This window comes from Streptomyces sp. NPDC007896, assembly GCF_042959425.1.
Lineage (GTDB): Bacteria > Actinomycetota > Actinomycetes > Streptomycetales > Streptomycetaceae > Streptomyces.
Map to the genome: position 1 here is coordinate 69,331 of NZ_JBIBKX010000022.1, position 17,838 is coordinate 87,168.

Here is a 17,838-nt window from a genome sequence, read left to right on the forward strand (position 1 = left end):
GGAAACTTTCGTCTTCATGATGCGCACGGCCTGGTGGGGCAGGGGCTGGGGGCACGGGACCGGAGTACGGCGAACGTGCTCCCGGGAACGAGCTTGTCAGATGGCGTGGTCGCTTGTCAGATGACAGGAGGACGGCCGAGGCGGGTCAGCCGCCATACCGTACGCCACTTCATGGGACGCCGGGGCCCGCAGGAACTGGTCCAGCCCTCCTTGAAACCGCCGAACCACGCCTTCAGTGCAGGTCCCGAGGGACGGCGGGCCAGGGTCAGGAGCATCCAGACGCCGAGGTAGACCGGGACGAGCGGCGCGGGAAGGTTTCGGCGCGCGAGCCAGACGCGGTTGCGGGCCACCATGCGGTGGTAGACCGCGTGCCGCGAAGGGGCGGTCGTGGGGTGGTACAGCACCATGTCGGACCGGTAGTCGATCATCCAGCCCGAGTCGAGGGCCCGCCATGCCAGGTCGGTTTCCTCGTGGGCGTAGAAGAACTCGTCCGGAAGTCCGCCGACCTCGGCGAAGACCTTCGTACGGACCGCGTTGGCGCCGCCGAGGAAGGTGGTCACGCGCGAGGAGCGCATCGGGTCGGAGGCGCGCAACCGCGGTACGTGGCGGCGCTGGGTCTCCTTGGTCTCGGGGTCCGCGATCCGGAAGCTGATGATGCCGAGCTCGGGGTCGGCGGCGAAGGCCCGGCGGCACAGCTCGGCGGTGTCGTGGGTGGCGAGGAGGCCGTCGTCGTCGAGGAAGAGCAGGACGTCGACGTCCGTGCCACCGGGGCCGAAGGCCTCGATGCCCACGTTGCGGCCGCCGGGTATGCCGAGGTTCTCGGGCAGCTCGACGGTGCGCACGCCGTCGGGGACGTCAGGGACGGGCGAGCCGTTGCCGACCACGACCACCTCGACCCGGTCGCCGTCCTGCTTGGCGACGGAGCCCAGCAGGGCTCGGAGTTCGTCGGGGCGGTTGCCCATGGTGATGATGACCGCGCCGACCTTCATCGCCGTACTCACTTCAGCCTGCTGGAGGCGAGGATGGACACGAGGTGCAGCACGGTCTGGAGGATGGCGATGCCGGCCAGGACCGCGACGCCGAGGCGGGTGAAGAACAGGTCCCCGCGCACCGAGTCCACGATGGCCAGCACCAGGATCAGCAGGGACGCCTCGATCCCGAGGACCAGCCGGTGGAACTTCAGCGCGGCGGCGGCCTTGCGGGCCAGCGCCACGCCGGACGAGCGCGGCTCGGACGCCGACTCCTTGACCGGCGGCAGTCCGCCCTGGTGGCGGGCGACGCCGACGAGGTCGGTCTCGGCCTTGATCAGGATCGCGCCGAGGGCCGCCAGGGTGCCGAGGAAGGCCCAGAGCCAGTCGATCCGCCCGGAACCCCAGGGATCGGCGGCGCGCAGGCCGAAGCCGACGAGTACCGCGGCGTCGGTCAGATAGGCACCGACCCGGTCCAGGTAGACCCCGCCGAGCGAGAACTGCTTCTTCCAGCGCGCTATCTCACCGTCGACACAGTCGAGCAGCAGGTAGAGCTGGACCATGATCACACCGAGCACGGCGCCCGGGATCCCCGGCACCAGCAGGGCCGGGGCGGCGAGCACGCCACAGACAGTCATCAGGTACGTGAGCTGGTTGGGCGTGATCCTGGTGTTCACCAGGTAGCGGTCGCAGCGCAGCGAGATCTCTCGCATGTACAGGCGTCCCGCCCAATGCTCACCGCTGCGCCGGTCCTTCACCCCTGCGGGATGAACGACGGGGCGGAGTTCAGCTACTGATGGCCTTGGCATAGTCGGAGTAGATGTCCTTGATCTGGTTGGTTTTCAGGTCGAGGTGTTCGAGGATCGTGTAGCGGCCCGGCCGGGTCTGTGGAGCGAACTCCACGACCTGCACGAACTCGTCCACGGTGAACCCGATCTCCTCGGGCAGCACCGGCAGCCCGTGCCGGCGCAGCACCTCGGCCGTGTACGCCGACTCCTCGTGCGCCCCTCGCAGGTACATCGCGAAGGCCGCGCCCAGGCCGCACTGCTCGCCGTGGCTCGCCGCGCGCTTGGGGAAGAGGAGGTCGAAGGCGTGGTTGATCTCGTGGCAGGAGCCCGAGGCGGGCCGTGAGTCGCCCGAGATCGACATCGCGATGCCGGTGAGGACCAGCGCCTCGGCCAGCACCTGGAGGAAGTCGTTGTCCCCGATGCCGCCCGGGTGCCGGAGCACCGCCTCGCCGGCCTGACGGGCCATCGCGGAGGCGAGGCCGTCGATCTTTTCGCCGTTGACGCGGTTGGAGAGTTCCCAGTCCGCGATCGAGTTGATGTTGGAGATCGCGTCGCCGATGCCGGCTCGCACGAAGCGCGCCGGTGCCTCACGGATCACATCGAGGTCGATGACGACCGCGATCGGGTTCGGCACGCCGTAGGAGCCGCGGCCCGCGTCGTTGTCGAGGGTCGCGACGGGCGAGCACAGGCCGTCGTGCGCGAGGTTGGTGGGCACGGCGACCAGCGGGAGCCCGACGCGTGCCGCGGCGAACTTCGCGCAGTCGATGATCTTGCCGCCGCCCAGGCCCACGACCGCGTCGTAGTGGCCGGCCTTGATGGCACCGGCCAGCCGGATCGCGTCGTCGAGGGTGCCGCCGCCGACCTCGTACCAGGTGGCGCCGGGCAGGGACGGGGCGATCCGCTCGCGCAGCCTCGCGCCGGAGCCGTTGCTCACGGCGACGGCCAGCTTCCCGGAGTGCGAGATCCGCTGGTCGGAGAGCACGCTCGCCAGGTCGTCGAGGGCACCCGGGCGGATGTCGACGACGACCGGCGAGGGGATGAGCCTTGTCAGTACTGGCACGCGATCTCCCGTCCCTTGGCGAGGTCGTCGTGGTTGTCGATCTCGACCCACTTGACGTCGCCGATCGGCGCCACGTCGATCTTGAAGCCGCGGTTGACGAGCTCCTGGTAGCCGTGCTCGTAGAACTGCTGCGGGTCCGTCTCCCACACCGTCTTCAGGGCGTCGGTCAGGTCGGCGGCGGCGTCGCCCTCGATGAGGGTGACGCCGATGTACTCGCCGGTGGCCTCGGTGGGCTCCATCAGCTTGGTGATCTTCCGGACGCCCTTGTCGGGGTCCACGACGACCTTCATCTCCTCGTCGGCGAGCTTCTTCACCGTGTCGAGGGCGAGGATGATGCGCTTGCCGTCGCCGCGGGCGGCCAGCAGCGTCTTCTCGACGGAGACCGGGTGCACGGTGTCGCCGTTGGCGAGGATCACACCGTCCTTGAGTGCGTCACGGCCGCACCACAGGGAGTAGGCGTTGTTCCACTCCTCGGCCTTGTCGTTGTCGATGAGGGTGATCTTGAGGCCGTACTTGGCCTCCAGGGCGTCCTTGCGGTCGTACACGGCTTCCTTGCGGTAGCCGACGATGATCCCGACCTCGGTCAGACCGATCTCGGCGAAGTTGCCGAGGGTCAGGTCCAGGACCGTGATGCTGTCCTCTATGCCCGCGGGGCCCACTGGCACGAGAGCCTTTGGGAGGCTGTCGGTGTAGGGACGCAGACGCCGTCCGGCGCCGGCCGCCAGCACGAGGCCGATCATGCGGGTTCTCCTTCATCGTGTACGGCGGGGGCCCCGGAGGACACCCAGAAGCGGATGCTCTCGACGAGCACCAGCAGCGCCACGGCCACGGCGAGCGCCGTGAGCGCGACCTTGAACTGTGCGGCGGTGAGCAGCGCGGCCAGGACGGTGACCAGCAGCGTCCTGCCTTCGTGCCCGCCGATCGCCCGCACCAGCCAGTGCGGGGGGGCTCCGGCGTTGCCGCGGATGCGGTACACCGTGTCGTAGTGATGGTAGGCGACGGCGGCCACCAGGCCGAAAGCCGCGGGAAGTGCTCCGTTCACATCGGCTTTGGCCGCCAGTACCAGAACGGTGAGGTATTCGGCGGCGCGGAAGAAGGGGGGCACCAGCCAGTCGAGGGCTCCCTTGAGGGGGCGGACGACGGCGAGGGCGGACAGGAGCACGTAGCCGATGGCGCACAGGACGGTCTGCCAGCCCGCGCCCCAGAGCAGGGCCGAGGTCACCACGAGGACGCCGCCGACGGCGGCACTGACGGGCGCCGCGATACGGACCGTGCCGCGCGCCAAGCGCACCAGCAGTTCGACGAGCGGTCCACTGTCCGCGAGATCCGCCAGCGCCTGCGCCGCCCGGTCCGTGCGCCGGGCCTTGCGGGTGAGCGAGCGCAGTACGCGGCCCGCCGTGGTGTACGTCGCGGCGAACGCGCAGCCGACGAGCAGCGCGTAGAAGGTGATGCGGGGGGTCGTCAGCGCCGTGAGGACGGCGATCATCGCCCATCGTTCACCGATGGGCAGGACTATCATCCGGCGCACCCAGACCGTCCAGCCGACGCTGTCGAGCTTGTCCGAGAGGGCGGCGGTGGGGCTGGTGTTGGCGGTGGCGTCGTGGTTCGCCTCGTTGAAGGAGAAGTCCACGACGTGCCGGCAGGTCTGGAGGATCATCGCGCCGAGCGCGAGGGCCCATACGTCGTCGCCGCCGCGGGCGGCCCCGAGGGCGAGGCCCGCGTAGTAGGCGTACTCCTTGGCGCGGTCGAAGGTCGCGTCCAGCCAGGCGCCGAGCGTCGAGTACTGGAGCGAGTAGCGGGCGAGCTGCCCGTCCGTGCAGTCCAGGACGAAGGAGAACAGGAGCAGCAGCCCGGCCGCGACGAATCCGGCGCGGGTGCCGGTGGCGGCGCAGCCCGCGGCGATCAGCGCGGTGAGCAGGGAGGCGGTGGTGACCTGGTTCGGGGTCAGGCCGCGGCGGGCGCACCAGCGGGCGATGTAGCGCGAGTACGGGCTGATGCAGTACGTGGTGAAGAAGCCGTCGCGGGCCTTCACCGCGCTGCGCAGGCGTACGGCCTCGTCGTCCACGGCGGAGACGGCCTGCCGGGCCTCGTTGCGCTCCTGCGGGTCGGTGGGGACCGTGGCGACGAGCGTGCCGAGCTCGGGGCGGAACACGGCGACGCCGTCCGTGTCGAGGGCCGCGGTGAGCCGCTCGGCGAGGTTGTCGGTGGCGACGGCGAGGCCGCCGGAGGCGGAGCTCTCGCGGGCCACGGCACGGGTCAGCGCCCGGCGGGCCTCGGGCTGCACCGAGACGGCGCCGGGCAGGGCGGAGGCCGTGAACCGCGGGTCCGTGAGGCCGAGGCGCAGTGCGTGCAGGTGCCCCACGAAGCGGGCGTCGACGACGGCGACCCGCTGGTCCGCCGGTACGGCGGCCAGCAGTGTCTCGGCGTCACCGGCTTCGGCGGCGAGCCGCACGTCGAAGCCGAGCGACCGCAGATCGCCCTCGAGCGACGATCCGGGGACCGGCTGGCCGGTGAGGATGGCGGTCGACAGCGAACTCACTCCCTGAGTGCCGACGCGGCCTCGCGCCGGGCGTGTACGTGGTGGGAAGGCCCCGGCCCCAGGCCCGAGGGGCTCAGGCCGCTGGGCGGCATGTCGGCAGAGGCTATCCGATGATGAGAAGCGGGCGTTCACCGCCCGTTCACTGCGCGATCAACCACATCTGCGTACCGCCTCCGCCGCGATCATCATCGGTGATCCGGGGGCCGTGTCACAAACCCGTACTCGCAGAACGCATTATTTGCGTCATTGATCACAACATCTTCCAGACCGTTACTTAGTGGGGTAGGACGGTCGGATCGGCGGCCGGCACCGGAGCCACCGGCGGCGGACCGACATAGGGTGGTCGTCCATGACATGGCTGATCACAGGCGGGGCCGGATACATCGGGGCACACGTGGCGCGGGCGATGGCGGAGGCCGGGGAGCGCGTCGTCGCCCTCGACGACCTCTCGGCCGGGGTTCCGAACCGGCTTCCGGAGAGCATTCCGCTGGTGCAGGGCTCGTCACTGGACGGGGACCTGCTCAAGCGGGTCCTCGCGGAGCACTCGGTGACGGGCGTGGTGCATCTCGCCGCGCGCAAGCAGGTCGGCGAGTCCGTGGCCCAGCCGACGCGCTACTACCAGGAGAACGTGGGCGGGCTCGCGACGCTCCTGGAGGCGGTCGCCGGGGCCGGCGTCAAGCGCTTCGTCTTCTCCTCCTCCGCCGCCGTCTACGGCAACCCGGATGTGGACCTCATCACGGAGGACACCCCCTGTGCGCCGATGAGCCCGTACGGCGAGACGAAGCTCGCCGGGGAGTGGCTGGTCCGCGCGGCGGGCCGGAGCCACGGCATCGCGACCGTGTGCCTGCGCTACTTCAACGTGGCGGGTGCGGCCAAGCCCGAGCTGGCCGACACCGGCGTGTTCAACGTGATCCCGATGGTCTTCGACCGCCTCACCCGCGACGAGGCCCCGCGGATCTTCGGCGACGACTACCCGACGCCGGACGGCACCTGCGTCCGTGACTACATCCACGTCGCCGACCTCGCCGAGGCACACCTCGCGGCGGCCCGGCGGCTGGCCGGCGGCGCGACGGGCGACCTCACGGTGAACATCGGCCGCGGGGAAGGGGTATCGGTACGAGAACTGCTCACCTTGATCGGCGAGGTCAGCGGGGACACCCGGCCGCCGGTCGTCGAGCCGCGCCGCCCCGGGGACGCGCCGCGCGCGGTCGCCTCGGCCGACCTGGCCGGGCGGGAACTCGACTGGAGCGCGCGGCGCGGGGTCCGGGAGATGGTGGAGTCGGCGTGGCAGGGGTGGGTGCTGCATCACCCCCGGGCACAGGATTAACGATCTTGAGTGTGCTCTGACCTGCGGATCGTTTCCGCAGGTCAGAGCATATGACAACGGTGTTCAGTGCCGCATTGCCCGATACCCCCCGCCCGTAGTTCACTGTGATCCCGGGCAGAGCACAGGAGGCGGCTTCCATGGGGGCTGGACACGATCACGGGCACGCCCACGGCGCGCCCACCAGCGGCACGGCGGCAGCCGCGTACCGCGGGAGGCTGCGGGTCGCGCTGTCGATCACGCTCACCGTGATGGTGGTCGAGATCGTCGGCGGACTCATGGCCGATTCCCTCGCGCTCGTCGCCGACGCGGCACACATGGCGACGGACGCGGTGGGGCTGGGCATGGCGCTCCTCGCCATCCACTTCGCCAACCGCCCGCCCAGCGGCAACCGCACGTTCGGCTACGCGCGGGCCGAGATCCTCGCCGCGCTCGCCAACTGTCTGCTGCTGCTCGGTGTCGGCGGCTACGTCCTGTACGAGGCGATCCAGCGCTTCGTGACGCCCGCCGACACCGAGGGCGGTCTGACCATCGTCTTCGGGTTGATCGGTCTGGTCGCGAACACGATCTCGCTCACGCTGCTGCTGCGCGGCCAGAAGGACAGCCTGAACGTGCGCGGCGCCTTCCTGGAAGTGGTGGCGGACGCGCTGGGTTCGGTGGCGGTGATCATCTCCGCCGTGGTGATCATGACCACCGGCTGGCAGGCGGCCGACCCGATCGCCTCGATCCTCATCAGCATCATGATCGTCCCGCGCACCTGGAAGTTGCTCCACGAGACGCTCGACGTGCTCCTGGAGGCGGCGCCCAAGAACGTCGACATGGCGGAGGTGCGCACCCACATCCTGGCCCTGCCAGGCGTCGAGGACGTGCACGACCTGCACGCCTGGACCATCACGTCGGGCATGCCGGTCCTCTCCGCCCATGTGGTCGTCAGCTCCGACGTCCTGAACGCCATCGGCCACGAGAAGATGCTCCACGAGCTCCAGGGCTGTCTGGGCCACCACTTCGACGTGGAGCACTGCACCTTCCAGCTGGAACCGAGCGGGCACGCGGAGCACGAGGCGAAGCTCTGCCACTGAAAGGCTCCATCAGGAAGCTCCTGACCCAACGGGCCCTCAAGAGGCTCCTGTATCCGGCGGGCTCTCACGAGGCTCCTGATCCGGCGGGCTCTCGAAAGACTTTCGAACCGGCGGGCTCTTAATTCGCGGGCGTGGTCGGCGCCCCCGGTGCTAGCGTGGCCGGAAATCCGAGGAAGAGGTGGGTTGATGACTGTCGCGTTCGGTGCCGCTGTGCGCGGCGACAGGTGCGTCCCCATCCTCCGGGTCCACGGCTGACCCACGCCGAGCGGCGTGCGCGGCGGCCCGGGCCCCCGCATCCAAAGGTTTCCCACGTTGTCCGAGCATCACGACTCGTCCGACCGCAATGCCCTCCACGAGGCGTTCTTCACCCTGCGTCACCGACTGCCCCGGCAGGGCCCCGGCTCCGACGCCACCACCCGTCACCTGCTCTCACTCGCGGGCCCACTGCCCGTCCGTCCCCGCGTGCTCGACCTGGGCTGCGGCCCCGGCCGCTCGGCGCTGCTCCTGGCCGCCGAGGCCGCGGCCGAGGTGACGGCCGTCGACCTGCACGAACCGTTCCTCGACGAACTGCGGACGGCCGCCGAGACCCGGGGGCTGACCGCCTCGATCGACACCGTCCACGGGGACATGGGGGAGCTCGCCCACCCCGACGGCTCGTTCGACCTGCTCTGGGCCGAGGGCTCGGCCTATCTGATCGGTTTCGACACCGCCCTGCGCCGCTGGCGGCGGCTGCTCGCCCCCGGCGGCACGCTGGTCCTCACCCAGTGTGTGTGGACCACCGACACGCCGTCCGACCAGGCCCGTGCGTTCTGGGAGGACGACTCGTTGCGCACGACCGACCAGGACACCCGGGTCGCGCGCGACGCCGGGTACTCCGTCCTGGGGGTGTATCTCCAGCCGGAGTCCGACTGGGACGAGTACTACGACGCGCTCGGCGTCCACGCCGACGTGGCCGATGTCACCAGGCCCGGCATGGCCGAGGCGGTGGCGGGTGCACGGGCGGAGATCGCCATGCGCCGCGAGCACGGGAGGGAGTACGGCTACGTGGGCTATGTCCTGCGTCCGGTCGCCGTCGGCGACTGACGCCTCCCGCCCGCCCGGTGCCCGCGTCGGCGCCTGCGTCCGTCGCCGTACGGCGGGTGCGCCGCGCACCGCGGTGAACCGGCCGAGGACTACGGCATCCGGCCCGGGTTCGACGGACCGGACGGGCACCGCCTCCGGGGGTCCCGGCGAACATCTGATGCCCCCTGTCCTGGACGGTTCCCCGTCCGTGGCACCGGGCACGATCAAGTGTCCGGCCGCTTTCGGTGACTGACAGACGTCGGCCGCGTGTCCCGCTCCGGGCTCCCGGAACGGGACATGCGGGGAGCCGCGAAGTGCCGGGAGTGCCGGTTTCGTACGGCAGACTTGGGGCTCGAAGACCGATGCGAAGGATGGGTATGCCGATCACACCTGCCACCGCGACGCACAGTTCGTCGAACGGCACCGTTGAAGCGATCTTGCTCGAGTTGGTCGACGAGGACGGCAACACGATCGGCACGGCGGAGAAGCTCGCCGCCCATCAGCCACCGGGACAGCTGCACCGCGCCTTCTCCGTGTTCCTCTTCGACGAGCACGGCCGGCTGCTGCTCCAGCAGCGCGCCCTGGGCAAGTACCACTCCCCCGGTGTCTGGTCCAACACCTGCTGCGGCCACCCCTACCCCGCCGAGGCGCCCTTCGCGGCGGCGGCCCGGCGGACGTACGAGGAGCTCGGCGTCTCGCCCTCGCTGCTCGCGGAGGCGGGCACGGTCCGCTACAACCACCCGGACCCGGAGTCGGGCCTGGTGGAGCAGGAGTACAACCACCTCTTCGTCGGCATGGTGCAGTCGTCGCTGCGCCCCGATCCGGAGGAGGTCGGGGACACCGCGTTCGTGACCGCCGCCGAACTCATGGAGCGGCACGCGAAGGACCCCTTCTCGGCGTGGTTCATGACGGTCCTGGACGCGGCCCGCCCGGCGATCAGAGAGCTGACGGGCCCGTCCGCCGGCTGGTGACGGACCCGTCCGCGCGAAGACTCCCCGAGGGTGCTAGACGATGCTCACAGTGAGCGGCAGGGCGGCCCAGATCACCTTGCCGCCACTCGCCGTGTGCTCGACGTCGCACACCCCGCCCGACTCCCTGGCGACCTCCCGCACCAGCAGCAGCCCACGGCCGCCGGTCTGGCCGTGGTCGGCCTCCAGGGCGGTGGGACGGTAGGGGTGGTTGTCCTCCACCGAGACCCGCACCCACTCGGACCCTACGGCCACCTCCACGGCAAGCATCGGGGAGAGCAGTGCCGCGTGTCGTACGGCGTTCGTGACCAGTTCGGAGACGATCAGCAAAAGCCCGTGGACGAGGTCGTCCGAGACGGGCACTTGCTGACGGAAGAGCAGGTCACGAACGGCGTGTCGTGCCTGCGGAACCGAGGCGTCGATGGCGGGAGCGGTGAACCGCCACACCCCCTCGTACGGCAGCGGGCCCGGCGGTCTCCGATCGGGAGGCACATCCCCGGCGCCTTCAGGGCGGGAGTCGAACCCCCGCCCGTGGTTCTCCATCGTCCGGTCGCCACCCTTGCGCTCGATTGTCACCACACGTCGAGTGTTGGTAACGCGCTGGTCCGGACCGCATCCCTGAACAGAAGTCAGCGACTATCGACGGCTTCTGACCGTTGACGCATGGCACTGTCGGCCGCGCGACCGCTCCTGTCTGTGTGGTGTCTGCTTCGAGAACTATTCGGGTTGTACGGGTTGGGCGCCGGGCTCGCCCGATTCGTCCGTCAGCGGCCGCGCCCCGAGACCAGATGTACGATGCGCCGCCCGCCGAAGCCGGTGGCGATCAGGCCCAGCCCGTCGAAGAGCAGCGCGAGCGAGAAGAAGCAGCCGATCACGTACTTGCTGCTGCTCGGCCAGTTGTCCAGCACCAGGATGCCGAGGAGCAGGTCGAAGGCGCCCTGCAGGAGCGTCCAGCCGAACTGCGGACCGCGCACCACGAGGCTGCCGACCAGCCGGAACACCCCGCCGGTCAGGAACAGCAGGGCCGCGAACATGGTGAGCGCCTCGGCCGCTGCGTCCGGGCGGCGGATCACCACCACACCGGCCGCGATGTTCAGGGCCGCGACCACCACCCCGAGCCAGAAGAAGGTGGTGCCGCGGGCCTGAATCGCGTGCAACAGTCCGACCGCTCCGCCGATCAGCAGCAGCCAGCCGAAAAGGATCATCGAGGTCAGGGTCGCGACGCCCGTGTAAACGAGCCCGACGAGCCCCGCGATCACCAGGACCACGCCGAACGCGGCGGTCCAGCTGAAGCCGCGGTTCAGTTTCGTGGTCGCGTCGTTCGGCGCCCTGTCCGTGGTCCTGGCCATCAGCGCCTCCTCGCGCCCGGCCCCTTCTTGATCGTACGTTCGAGGGTTGCGGATAGCATCCGGCATATGGAGCCGCAGCTGCTGCACAGCGTCGGCGACGGGGTCGCCACCGTCGTCATTCACCACCCGGCCAAGCGCAACGCGATGACGGCCGACATGTGGAGGGCGCTGCCGCCCCTGCTCGACGGGCTCGCGGCCGACCCGGACGTCCGTGTACTGGTGCTCACCGGCGAGGGCGGCACCTTCTGCGCGGGGGCCGACATCTCGACGCTGCGGGGCTCCTCAAACGAGGCGCAAGGGCTCGCCGTGAACGCCGAGGAGGCGCTCGCCGCGTTCCCCAAGCCGACGCTCGCGGCGATCCGCGGGTACTGCGTCGGCGGCGGATCCCAGCTCGCGGCTGCCTGCGATCTGCGGTTCGCGGAGGAGGGCGCGCAGTTCGGAGTGACGCCGGCGAAGCTGGGGATCGTGTACGCCGCCTCGGCCACCCGGCGGCTGGTGTCACTGGTGGGTCCGGCGACCGCCAAGTACCTGCTGTTCTCGGGCGAGCTGATCGACACCGAACGGGCGCTGCGCACGGGTCTGGTGGACGAGGTGCTGCCCGAGGGCGAACTCGGCAAGCGGGTCGGGGAGTTCAGCCGCGTCCTGGCCACGCGGTCGCTGCTGACGCAGGCGTCCGCCAAGGAATTCGCCCATGGGCGGACCGACCGGGACGCGTACTGGGCCGAGCAGGCGCGCGGGAGCGACGACACCGCGGAGGGCGTCGCCGCGTTCCTGGAGCGCCGGCCGCCGCGCTTCACCTGGACCACACCGGCGTCCACCACAACCAGCCGGCCGGCCACCACGACCACACCGTCGTCCACCAGGACCGCTCCGTCCTCCACCGCGACTACTCCATGATGAAGCGGCTCTTCGCCCGGAACTCCGCCACCAGATGTGCAGGAGCCTTCTGGGGTGACCCGGCGTCGTAGGGCGGCTGCGGATCGTACTCCGTCAGCAGTTGTACGGCCTGTGCGTGTTCGTCTCCCGCGATCCGTCCGAGCAGGGCGAGCCCCATGTCGATGCCGGACGACACGCCGGCCGCGGTGACGTACTTCCCGTCGAACACCACCCGCTCCCCGGTCGGCTCGGCACCGAACCGCTCGAGGTGGTCGAGGGCCAGCCAGTGCGAGGTGGCCCTGCGGCCCTCGAGCAGCCCGGCGGCGGCCAGCAGCAGAGAGCCGGTGCACACGGAGGTCGTCCAGGTGCTCGTGGCGTCGGCGGCGCGCAGCCAGTCCAGCAGGACCCGGTTCTCCATCTGCGGGGTCTGGCCCGGCCCGCCGGGGACCACGACGATGTCCGGGTGCGGCACCTCCGCCAGGGTCCTGTCGGCGGTCAGGGCCAGGTTGCCGCTCTCGTTGCGGACGGGGCCGGTGTGCTCCGCGACGAAGACGGTCTCCGCGTCGGGCAGGCGGCCGAGGGTCTCGTAGGGTCCCACGGCGTCCAGGGCGGTGAAGCGGTCGAAGAGGACGATGGCGATCTGCATCGAGTTCCTTCCACGGGTGAGTGGGCCAGGGTCGTCAGGTGAGGGCCGGTCAACGGGTGGGGGCGGGGCGGAAGCGGCGCCGGTACTCCGCCGGTGCCGTGCCGAGCGTCTTCACGAAGGCACGGCGCATCGCCTCGGGGGTGCCGTAGCCGCAGACGCGGGAGATCCCCTCGACTCCGTCGGCGGTGTCCTCCAGGAGGCGCCGGGCGTGTTCGAGACGGACCCGGTCGACGTACCGGCCCGGGGTCATGCCCGTCTCGGTCTGGAAGGCGCGGGCGAAGTGCCGGGGCGAGAGCCGGGCGCGGGCGGCGAGCGACTCGACGCACAGGTCGTCGCCGGGGTGCTCGGTGATCCACTGCTGGACCTCGCGGAGCGGTTCGCGCCGCGCCGTCTGCGCGGCCAGCTGGGCGCTGAACTGGGCCTGGTTGCCCGGGCGGCGCAGGAAGACGACGAGGTGACGGGCGACCGACAGGGCGACCTCGCGGCCGAGGTCCTCCTCCACGAGCGCGAGGGCGAGGTCGATGCCGGAGGTGACGCCGGCCGAGGTGGACACCTGTCCGTCCCGCACGTAGATGGGGTCGGGGTCGACCTCGATGGCCGGGTGGTCGCGGGCGAGCTTGTCGCAGTACGCCCAGTGGGTCGTCGCGCGGCGGCCGTCCAGCAGGCCCGCCTCGGCGAGCGGGATGGCGCCGGTGCAGACGGAGACCAGGCGCTCGGCGCGCGGCCCGTGCGCGCGCAGCCAGTCGGTCAGCCGGGGGTCGGGGCGCCGGGTGCCCCGGCCGCCCGGGACCAGCAGGGTGTGCGGGACGGGCGCGTCGGCGAGGGTGTGGTCCGGGACGAGGGTGAGGCCGCTGGTGGTACGCACGGGTGCGCCGTCCAGGGAGGCGGTGTGGATGCGGTACGAGCCGCCGCGGAAGGCCTCGGCGCCCGCGAAGACCTCCATGGGGCCCGTGACGTCGAGGCTCTGCACGTCGTCGAAGAGGACGACCAGAACGGTTCGCATGGTCTCGATTCTTGGCGGCCCGCGTGATGGCCGCAATGACGAGTACCCCACCTTTCCTGCCATCACCCCACCCGCACCGTTCCTGCCATCGCCCCATCGCCCCTCCAGCCTTCCCGGCGTACCGACTAGTCGGTAACATTCGGGCATGACCACACCTCTGCCGGAGCGCGCCGGGCGGCGCTGCCACAACGTCCTCAACCCGCTGCACTCGACGCACTACTTCTCGCCGGACCTGGGCCGGGAGCTGGCCGCCCTCGGGATCGAGGACAGCAACGGCGCGTACTTCGCCGTACGGGCCGCTGCCATGGGGCCGGTGGGTCCCGGCACGGTGACGGCGACGTTCTACAACTTCCGCCATGAGCTGGTGGCCCGGCATGTGCCCGAGGTGTGGGAGAAGGCGTCCCCGGAGACCGTCCTCGCGGCACGCGCGCGTGCCGTCGACGCGACCTGGCGACGTCTCCTCGGCGAGGACGTCCTCGCCTCCAAGGAGGTCGCCGAGGCGGCGGAGCTCGCCCTTCGGGCCGCGGAGGCCTGCACCAGGACCGCGCGTCCGCTGTACGCGGCGCACGCCGACCTGCCCGTGCCCGACGCGCCGCACCTCGCCCTCTGGCACGGCGCGACGCTGCTGCGCGAGCACCGGGGCGACGGTCACCTCGCGGCGCTGCTCGACGCGGAACTCGACCCGGTCGAGGCCCTGGTGAGCCACACCGCGACCGGCAAGGGCATGGCCCCGAAGTGGGCACTGGGCACGCGCGGCTGGTCGCGGACGCACTGGGACGCGGCGGTCGAGCGGCTGCGCGAGCGCGGACTGCTCGACGCGGAGGGCGAGTTGACCGCGGCGGGGGTGGCCCTGCGCCAGGAGATCGAGGACCGCACGGACCGGCTGGACCGTGCACCGTACGAGCATCTGGGCGCCGCGGGCGTGGAGCGCCTCACCGAGCTGGCGCGGGGCATCCTGATGCGGGCGCTGGCGGCCGGCGCGTTCCCCGAGGGCATGACCGGCAAGGGCTGACAGCGCCGATCGGCGCCCTGATCCCCCGTTGTCGGTGTCACCTGCCACAATTGCCGCGCAACCTCAGTGGAGAAGGCGGTACGGGATCGTGACGACACCCCTCGTAGGGTCCATCGAAGGCAGGATCGCCGAGGAGCTCGGCGTACGGGAGCGGCAGGTCAAGGCCGCCGTCGACTTGCTCGACGGCGGGTCGACGGTGCCCTTCATCGCCCGCTACCGCAAGGAAGCGACCGAGATGCTCGACGATGCGCAGCTGCGCACCCTCGAGGAGCGGCTGCGCTATCTGCGGGAGCTGGAGGAGCGGCGCACGGCGATCCTCGAATCGGTGCGCGAGCAGGGCAAGCTCACCGAGGAGGTCGAGGCGCAGATCCGGGGCGCCGAGACGAAGGCGCGGCTCGAGGACATCTATCTGCCGTTCAAGCCGAAGCGGCGCACGAAGGCGCAGATCGCGCGCGAGGCGGGGCTGGAGCCGCTGGCCGAGGGCCTGCTCGGCGACCCGTCGGTCGACCCGCTCGCCGCCGCGACGGCCTTCGTCGACGCCGACAAGGGCGTCGCCGACCCGCAGGCCGCGCTGGACGGCGCCCGGTCGATCCTCACGGAGCGGTTCTCGGAGGACGCCGACCTGATCGGCGAGCTGCGCGAGCGCATGTGGGTGCGCGGGCGCCTGGCCGCCAAGGTGCGGGACGGCAAGGAGGAGGCGGGCGCCAAGTTCGCCGACTACTTCGACTTCGCCGAGCCCTTCAAGGAGCTGCCCTCGCACCGCATCCTCGCCATGCTGCGCGGGGAGAAGGAGGAGGTCCTCGACCTCGTCCTGGAGCCCGAGGAGCCCTCCGAGCAGCCCGGTCCCTCCTCGTACGAGGGGATCGTCGCCCATCGCTTCCAGATCGCCGACCGCGGCCGTCCCGGCGACAAGTGGCTCACGGACACGGTCCGCTGGGCCTGGCGCACCCGCATCCTCGTGCACCTCGGCATCGACCTGCGGCTTCGGCTGCGCACGGCCGCCGAGGACGAGGCGGTGAACGTCTTCGCGGCGAACCTGCGGGACCTGCTGCTCGCCGCCCCGGCGGGCACGCGCGCGACACTGGGTCTCGACCCCGGTTTCCGTACGGGTGTCAAGGTCGCCGTGGTCGACGCGACCGGCAAGGTCGTCGCGACGGACGTGATCTACCCGCACGTCCCGGCCAACAAGTGGGACGAGGCCATCGCCAAGATCGCCCGCCTCGCCAAGGAGCACGCGGTCGAGCTGATCGCGATCGGCAACGGCACGGCATCCCGCGAGACCGACAAGCTCGCCGGTGAACTCATCACCAAGCACCCGGAGTTGAACCTCACCAAGGTGATGGTGTCCGAGGCGGGGGCGTCGGTGTACTCGGCGTCGGCGTTCGCCTCGCAGGAGCTGCCCGACATGGACGTGTCGCTGCGCGGCGCCGTCTCCATCGCGCGCCGCCTCCAGGATCCGCTGGCCGAGCTGGTGAAGATCGACCCGAAGTCCATCGGCGTCGGGCAGTACCAGCACGACCTGTCCGAGGTGAAGCTCTCCCGGTCCCTGGACGCGGTGGTCGAGGACTGTGTGAACGGCGTGGGTGTGGACGTGAACACGGCCTCCGCCCCGCTGCTCGCCCGCGTCTCCGGCATCACCTCCGGGCTCGCGGAGAACATCGTGGCGCACCGTGACGCCAACGGCCCCTTCACGTCCCGTACCACCCTCAAGAACGTGGCCCGGCTCGGCCCGAAGGCGTACGAGCAGTGCGCGGGCTTCCTGCGCATCCGGGGCGGGGACGACCCGCTGGACGCGTCCAGCGTGCACCCGGAGGCGTACCCCGTGGTGCGGCGGATGGTGAAGACTGCGGGCAGCGAGGTCGCCTCCCTGATCGGCAACACCGGTATGCTGCGCTCGCTCAGGCCGACCGACTTCGTGGACGAGACGTTCGGTCTGCCGACCGTCACGGACATCCTGAAGGAGCTGGAGAAGCCCGGGCGCGACCCGCGGCCCGCCTTCAAGACGGCCACCTTCAAGGAGGGCGTCGAGAAGATCTCCGACCTGGCCTCCGGGATGGTGCTCGAAGGGGTGGTCACGAATGTGGCCGCGTTCGGGGCCTTCGTGGACATCGGCGTCCACCAGGACGGTCTGGTGCATGTCTCGGCGATGTCCAAGACGTTCGTGAAGGACCCGCGCGATGTGGTCAAGCCGGGTGACATCGTCAAGGTGAAGGTGCTCGAGATCGACATCCCGCGCAAGCGGATCTCTCTCACGCTGCGGCTCGACGACGAGGCGACCGCGTCGGACCAGCAGGGTGGGGGTGGGCGTCCGCAGCGGGGTGGACGGCCTCCTCAGCAGCGCCAGCAGCAGCGCCAGCCGCGGGGCGGGGCGGGCGGAGGCGGCGGTGGCGGCGGTTCGCGGCAGGCCGCTCCGCCGCCGGCCAACAGTGCGATGGCCGACGCGCTGCGGCGTGCGGGGCTTGTCGATCCCAAGAAGGGCAGGCGCTGAGCGGCTGAAGGTACATGGGGAACTGCGGGTCGTTCGTGGCTGAGCGCGCAGTTCCCCGCGCCCCTTTCGGGGCGCTGCACTGGCCCCGGATCCTAAAGTGACCGTATGACCGGCTCGCGCGTCATCACCTGGGAAGTCAGTGAGAGCAAGGGTCTCGAGACCTCTTGGATCGCGTCCGGCGCCCGTTCATTGCGGGCGCGCGGGCGTGCCGTCGGGACGGTTCCCGAGCCGTACTGGATCTCTTACGAGCTCGACACCGTCGACGGGTTCGTGACCCGGCGGCTGTGTGTGAGCGCCGAGACGGCCTCGGGCACACGCTCGCTGGACCTGCGGCACGACGGTGAGGGGCACTGGACGGCGGACGGGGACTGGCTGCCCGACCTCGGCGGCGCCCTCGACTGCGACCTGGGCCTGTGCCCGCTCACCAACACGATGCCGGTGCTGCGCCACGGGCTGCATCTCGCGCCGGGTGAGCGGGAGTTCCTGATGGCCTGGGTGTCGGTGCCGGACCTGGCCGTGCGGGCGTCGGCGCAGACGTACACACATCTCGGACGCACCGGGGACGGCGGGCGCGTGCGTTTCTCGTCCGGTGACCACCGCAGTGATGTGGAGTTCGACGCGGAGGGGTACGTCGTGGACTACCCCACGATGGCGCGCCGGATGGCCACGGCCTAGA

At 70.9% G+C, this 17,838-nt stretch carries 16 protein-coding genes and 1 pseudogene; 8 read left to right on the forward strand and 9 right to left on the reverse strand.

Going from position 1 to position 17,838, the window contains the following annotated elements:
- Window positions 1-116: 116 nt before the first annotated feature.
- The 5 genes from ACFZDJ_RS46210 to ACFZDJ_RS46230 are packed head-to-tail and all read right to left on the reverse strand — an operon-like array spanning window position 117 to window position 5,346.
- Window positions 117-989, reverse strand: coding sequence for a glycosyltransferase (locus tag ACFZDJ_RS46210; protein ID WP_391068537.1), 873 nt, complete (start codon window positions 987-989; stop codon window positions 117-119).
- A gap of 8 nt (window positions 990-997) precedes the next feature.
- Entirely contained in the window at window positions 998-1,777 is a 780-nt protein-coding gene (locus ACFZDJ_RS46215) for a CDP-alcohol phosphatidyltransferase family protein (protein WP_390928867.1), read from the reverse strand.
- A complete protein-coding gene (locus ACFZDJ_RS46220; protein ID WP_384914913.1) occupies window positions 1,755-2,816 on the reverse strand; it encodes an iron-containing alcohol dehydrogenase family protein in 1,062 nt (353 codons plus the stop codon). The genes ACFZDJ_RS46215 and ACFZDJ_RS46220 overlap by 23 nt, the downstream gene beginning before the upstream one ends.
- Window positions 2,804-3,556: a sugar phosphate nucleotidyltransferase gene (locus ACFZDJ_RS46225; RefSeq protein WP_168513702.1), complete on the reverse strand. Its 753-nt coding sequence runs from the start codon at window positions 3,554-3,556 to the stop codon at window positions 2,804-2,806. Before ACFZDJ_RS46225 ends, ACFZDJ_RS46220 begins: the two co-directional genes overlap by 13 nt.
- Window positions 3,553-5,346 carry a DUF5941 domain-containing protein gene (locus ACFZDJ_RS46230; RefSeq protein ID WP_391068540.1) on the reverse strand — a complete coding sequence of 598 codons (1,794 nt, stop codon included), beginning with the start codon at window positions 5,344-5,346 and terminating at the stop codon, window positions 3,553-3,555. The genes ACFZDJ_RS46225 and ACFZDJ_RS46230 overlap by 4 nt, the downstream gene beginning before the upstream one ends.
- Window positions 5,347-5,704: 358 nt before the next feature.
- Between ACFZDJ_RS46230 and galE the strand changes: the two genes are divergently transcribed.
- The 4 genes and pseudogenes from galE (at window position 5,705) to idi (ending at window position 9,791) form a co-directional block, all read left to right on the forward strand.
- Window positions 5,705-6,682: a UDP-glucose 4-epimerase GalE gene (gene galE, locus ACFZDJ_RS46235; protein ID WP_391068418.1), complete on the forward strand. Its 978-nt coding sequence runs from the start codon at window positions 5,705-5,707 to the stop codon at window positions 6,680-6,682.
- Window positions 6,683-6,819: 137 nt separating this feature from the next.
- Complete coding sequence (locus ACFZDJ_RS46240) at window positions 6,820-7,758, forward strand: cation diffusion facilitator family transporter (protein ID WP_384914918.1); 939 nt, start codon at window positions 6,820-6,822, stop codon at window positions 7,756-7,758.
- 312 nt (window positions 7,759-8,070) lie between these two features.
- A pseudogene (locus tag ACFZDJ_RS46245) lies at window positions 8,071-8,823 on the forward strand (class I SAM-dependent methyltransferase); the annotation flags it as partial.
- Window positions 8,824-9,197: 374 nt separating this feature from the next.
- Window positions 9,198-9,791 carry an isopentenyl-diphosphate Delta-isomerase gene (gene idi / locus ACFZDJ_RS46250; RefSeq protein ID WP_168513696.1) on the forward strand — a complete coding sequence of 198 codons (594 nt, stop codon included), beginning with the start codon at window positions 9,198-9,200 and terminating at the stop codon, window positions 9,789-9,791.
- A gap of 33 nt (window positions 9,792-9,824) precedes the next feature.
- Here idi and ACFZDJ_RS46255 read toward each other — a convergent pair whose 3' ends face one another.
- Both ACFZDJ_RS46255 and ACFZDJ_RS46260 read right to left on the reverse strand, forming a co-directional pair.
- On the reverse strand, window positions 9,825-10,331 hold the full coding sequence (locus tag ACFZDJ_RS46255) for an ATP-binding protein (protein WP_168518148.1): 507 nt from the start codon (window positions 10,329-10,331) through the stop codon (window positions 9,825-9,827).
- A gap of 221 nt (window positions 10,332-10,552) precedes the next feature.
- Window positions 10,553-11,137 (reverse strand): DUF308 domain-containing protein, encoded by a 585-nt coding sequence (locus ACFZDJ_RS46260; protein ID WP_391068422.1) that lies wholly within the window; start codon window positions 11,135-11,137, stop codon window positions 10,553-10,555.
- 66 nt (window positions 11,138-11,203) lie between these two features.
- On the opposite strand from ACFZDJ_RS46260, the gene ACFZDJ_RS46265 reads away from it, so the two are divergent.
- Entirely contained in the window at window positions 11,204-12,034 is an 831-nt protein-coding gene (locus ACFZDJ_RS46265) for an enoyl-CoA hydratase-related protein (protein ID WP_391068425.1), read from the forward strand.
- Here ACFZDJ_RS46265 and ACFZDJ_RS46270 read toward each other — a convergent pair.
- The gene (locus ACFZDJ_RS46270; RefSeq protein WP_390928878.1) at window positions 12,024-12,659 is read right to left on the reverse strand and encodes a DJ-1/PfpI family protein; all 636 of its coding nucleotides are present in this window, start codon (window positions 12,657-12,659) and stop codon (window positions 12,024-12,026) included. The genes ACFZDJ_RS46265 and ACFZDJ_RS46270 overlap by 11 nt on opposite strands.
- A gap of 49 nt (window positions 12,660-12,708) precedes the next feature.
- Window positions 12,709-13,662, reverse strand: a complete 954-nt coding sequence (locus ACFZDJ_RS46275) for a DJ-1/PfpI family protein (protein ID WP_390928880.1) — start codon at window positions 13,660-13,662, stop codon at window positions 12,709-12,711.
- Window positions 13,663-13,807: 145 nt separating this feature from the next.
- On the opposite strand from ACFZDJ_RS46275, the gene ACFZDJ_RS46280 reads away from it, so the two are divergent.
- From ACFZDJ_RS46280 to ACFZDJ_RS46290, 3 genes are all read left to right on the forward strand, one after another.
- Window positions 13,808-14,674 carry a hypothetical protein gene (locus tag ACFZDJ_RS46280; RefSeq protein WP_391068428.1) on the forward strand — a complete coding sequence of 289 codons (867 nt, stop codon included), beginning with the start codon at window positions 13,808-13,810 and terminating at the stop codon, window positions 14,672-14,674.
- A gap of 88 nt (window positions 14,675-14,762) precedes the next feature.
- Window positions 14,763-17,162 (forward strand): Tex-like N-terminal domain-containing protein, encoded by a 2,400-nt coding sequence (locus tag ACFZDJ_RS46285; protein ID WP_391068431.1) that lies wholly within the window; start codon window positions 14,763-14,765, stop codon window positions 17,160-17,162.
- Between the two features lie 105 nt (window positions 17,163-17,267).
- A complete protein-coding gene (locus ACFZDJ_RS46290) occupies window positions 17,268-17,837 on the forward strand; it encodes a putative glycolipid-binding domain-containing protein (protein ID WP_391068433.1) in 570 nt (189 codons plus the stop codon).
- The last annotated feature ends 1 nt before the right edge of the window (window position 17,838 follow it).

What these genes read in the sequence shown, in the direction of transcription:
- ACFZDJ_RS46260 (WP_391068422.1), bottom strand. Translation starts at nt 11,137, where the DNA reads ATGGCCAGGACCACGGACAGGGCGCCGAACGACGCGACCACGAAACTG.
- ACFZDJ_RS46270 (WP_390928878.1), bottom strand. Translation starts at nt 12,659, where the DNA reads ATGCAGATCGCCATCGTCCTCTTCGACCGCTTCACCGCCCTGGACGCC.
- ACFZDJ_RS46215 (WP_390928867.1), bottom strand. Translation starts at nt 1,777, where the DNA reads ATGCCAAGGCCATCAGTAGCTGAACTCCGCCCCGTCGTTCATCCCGCA.
- ACFZDJ_RS46240 (WP_384914918.1), top strand. Translation starts at nt 6,820, where the DNA reads ATGGGGGCTGGACACGATCACGGGCACGCCCACGGCGCGCCCACCAGC.
- ACFZDJ_RS46225 (WP_168513702.1), bottom strand. Translation starts at nt 3,556, where the DNA reads ATGATCGGCCTCGTGCTGGCGGCCGGCGCCGGACGGCGTCTGCGTCCC.
- ACFZDJ_RS46290 (WP_391068433.1), top strand. Translation starts at nt 17,268, where the DNA reads ATGACCGGCTCGCGCGTCATCACCTGGGAAGTCAGTGAGAGCAAGGGT.
- ACFZDJ_RS46255 (WP_168518148.1), bottom strand. Translation starts at nt 10,331, where the DNA reads ATGGAGAACCACGGGCGGGGGTTCGACTCCCGCCCTGAAGGCGCCGGG.
- galE (WP_391068418.1), top strand. Translation starts at nt 5,705, where the DNA reads ATGACATGGCTGATCACAGGCGGGGCCGGATACATCGGGGCACACGTG.
- ACFZDJ_RS46275 (WP_390928880.1), bottom strand. Translation starts at nt 13,662, where the DNA reads ATGCGAACCGTTCTGGTCGTCCTCTTCGACGACGTGCAGAGCCTCGAC.
- idi (WP_168513696.1), top strand. Translation starts at nt 9,198, where the DNA reads ATGCCGATCACACCTGCCACCGCGACGCACAGTTCGTCGAACGGCACC.
- ACFZDJ_RS46210 (WP_391068537.1), bottom strand. Translation starts at nt 989, where the DNA reads ATGAAGGTCGGCGCGGTCATCATCACCATGGGCAACCGCCCCGACGAA.
- ACFZDJ_RS46265 (WP_391068425.1), top strand. Translation starts at nt 11,204, where the DNA reads ATGGAGCCGCAGCTGCTGCACAGCGTCGGCGACGGGGTCGCCACCGTC.
- ACFZDJ_RS46280 (WP_391068428.1), top strand. Translation starts at nt 13,808, where the DNA reads ATGACCACACCTCTGCCGGAGCGCGCCGGGCGGCGCTGCCACAACGTC.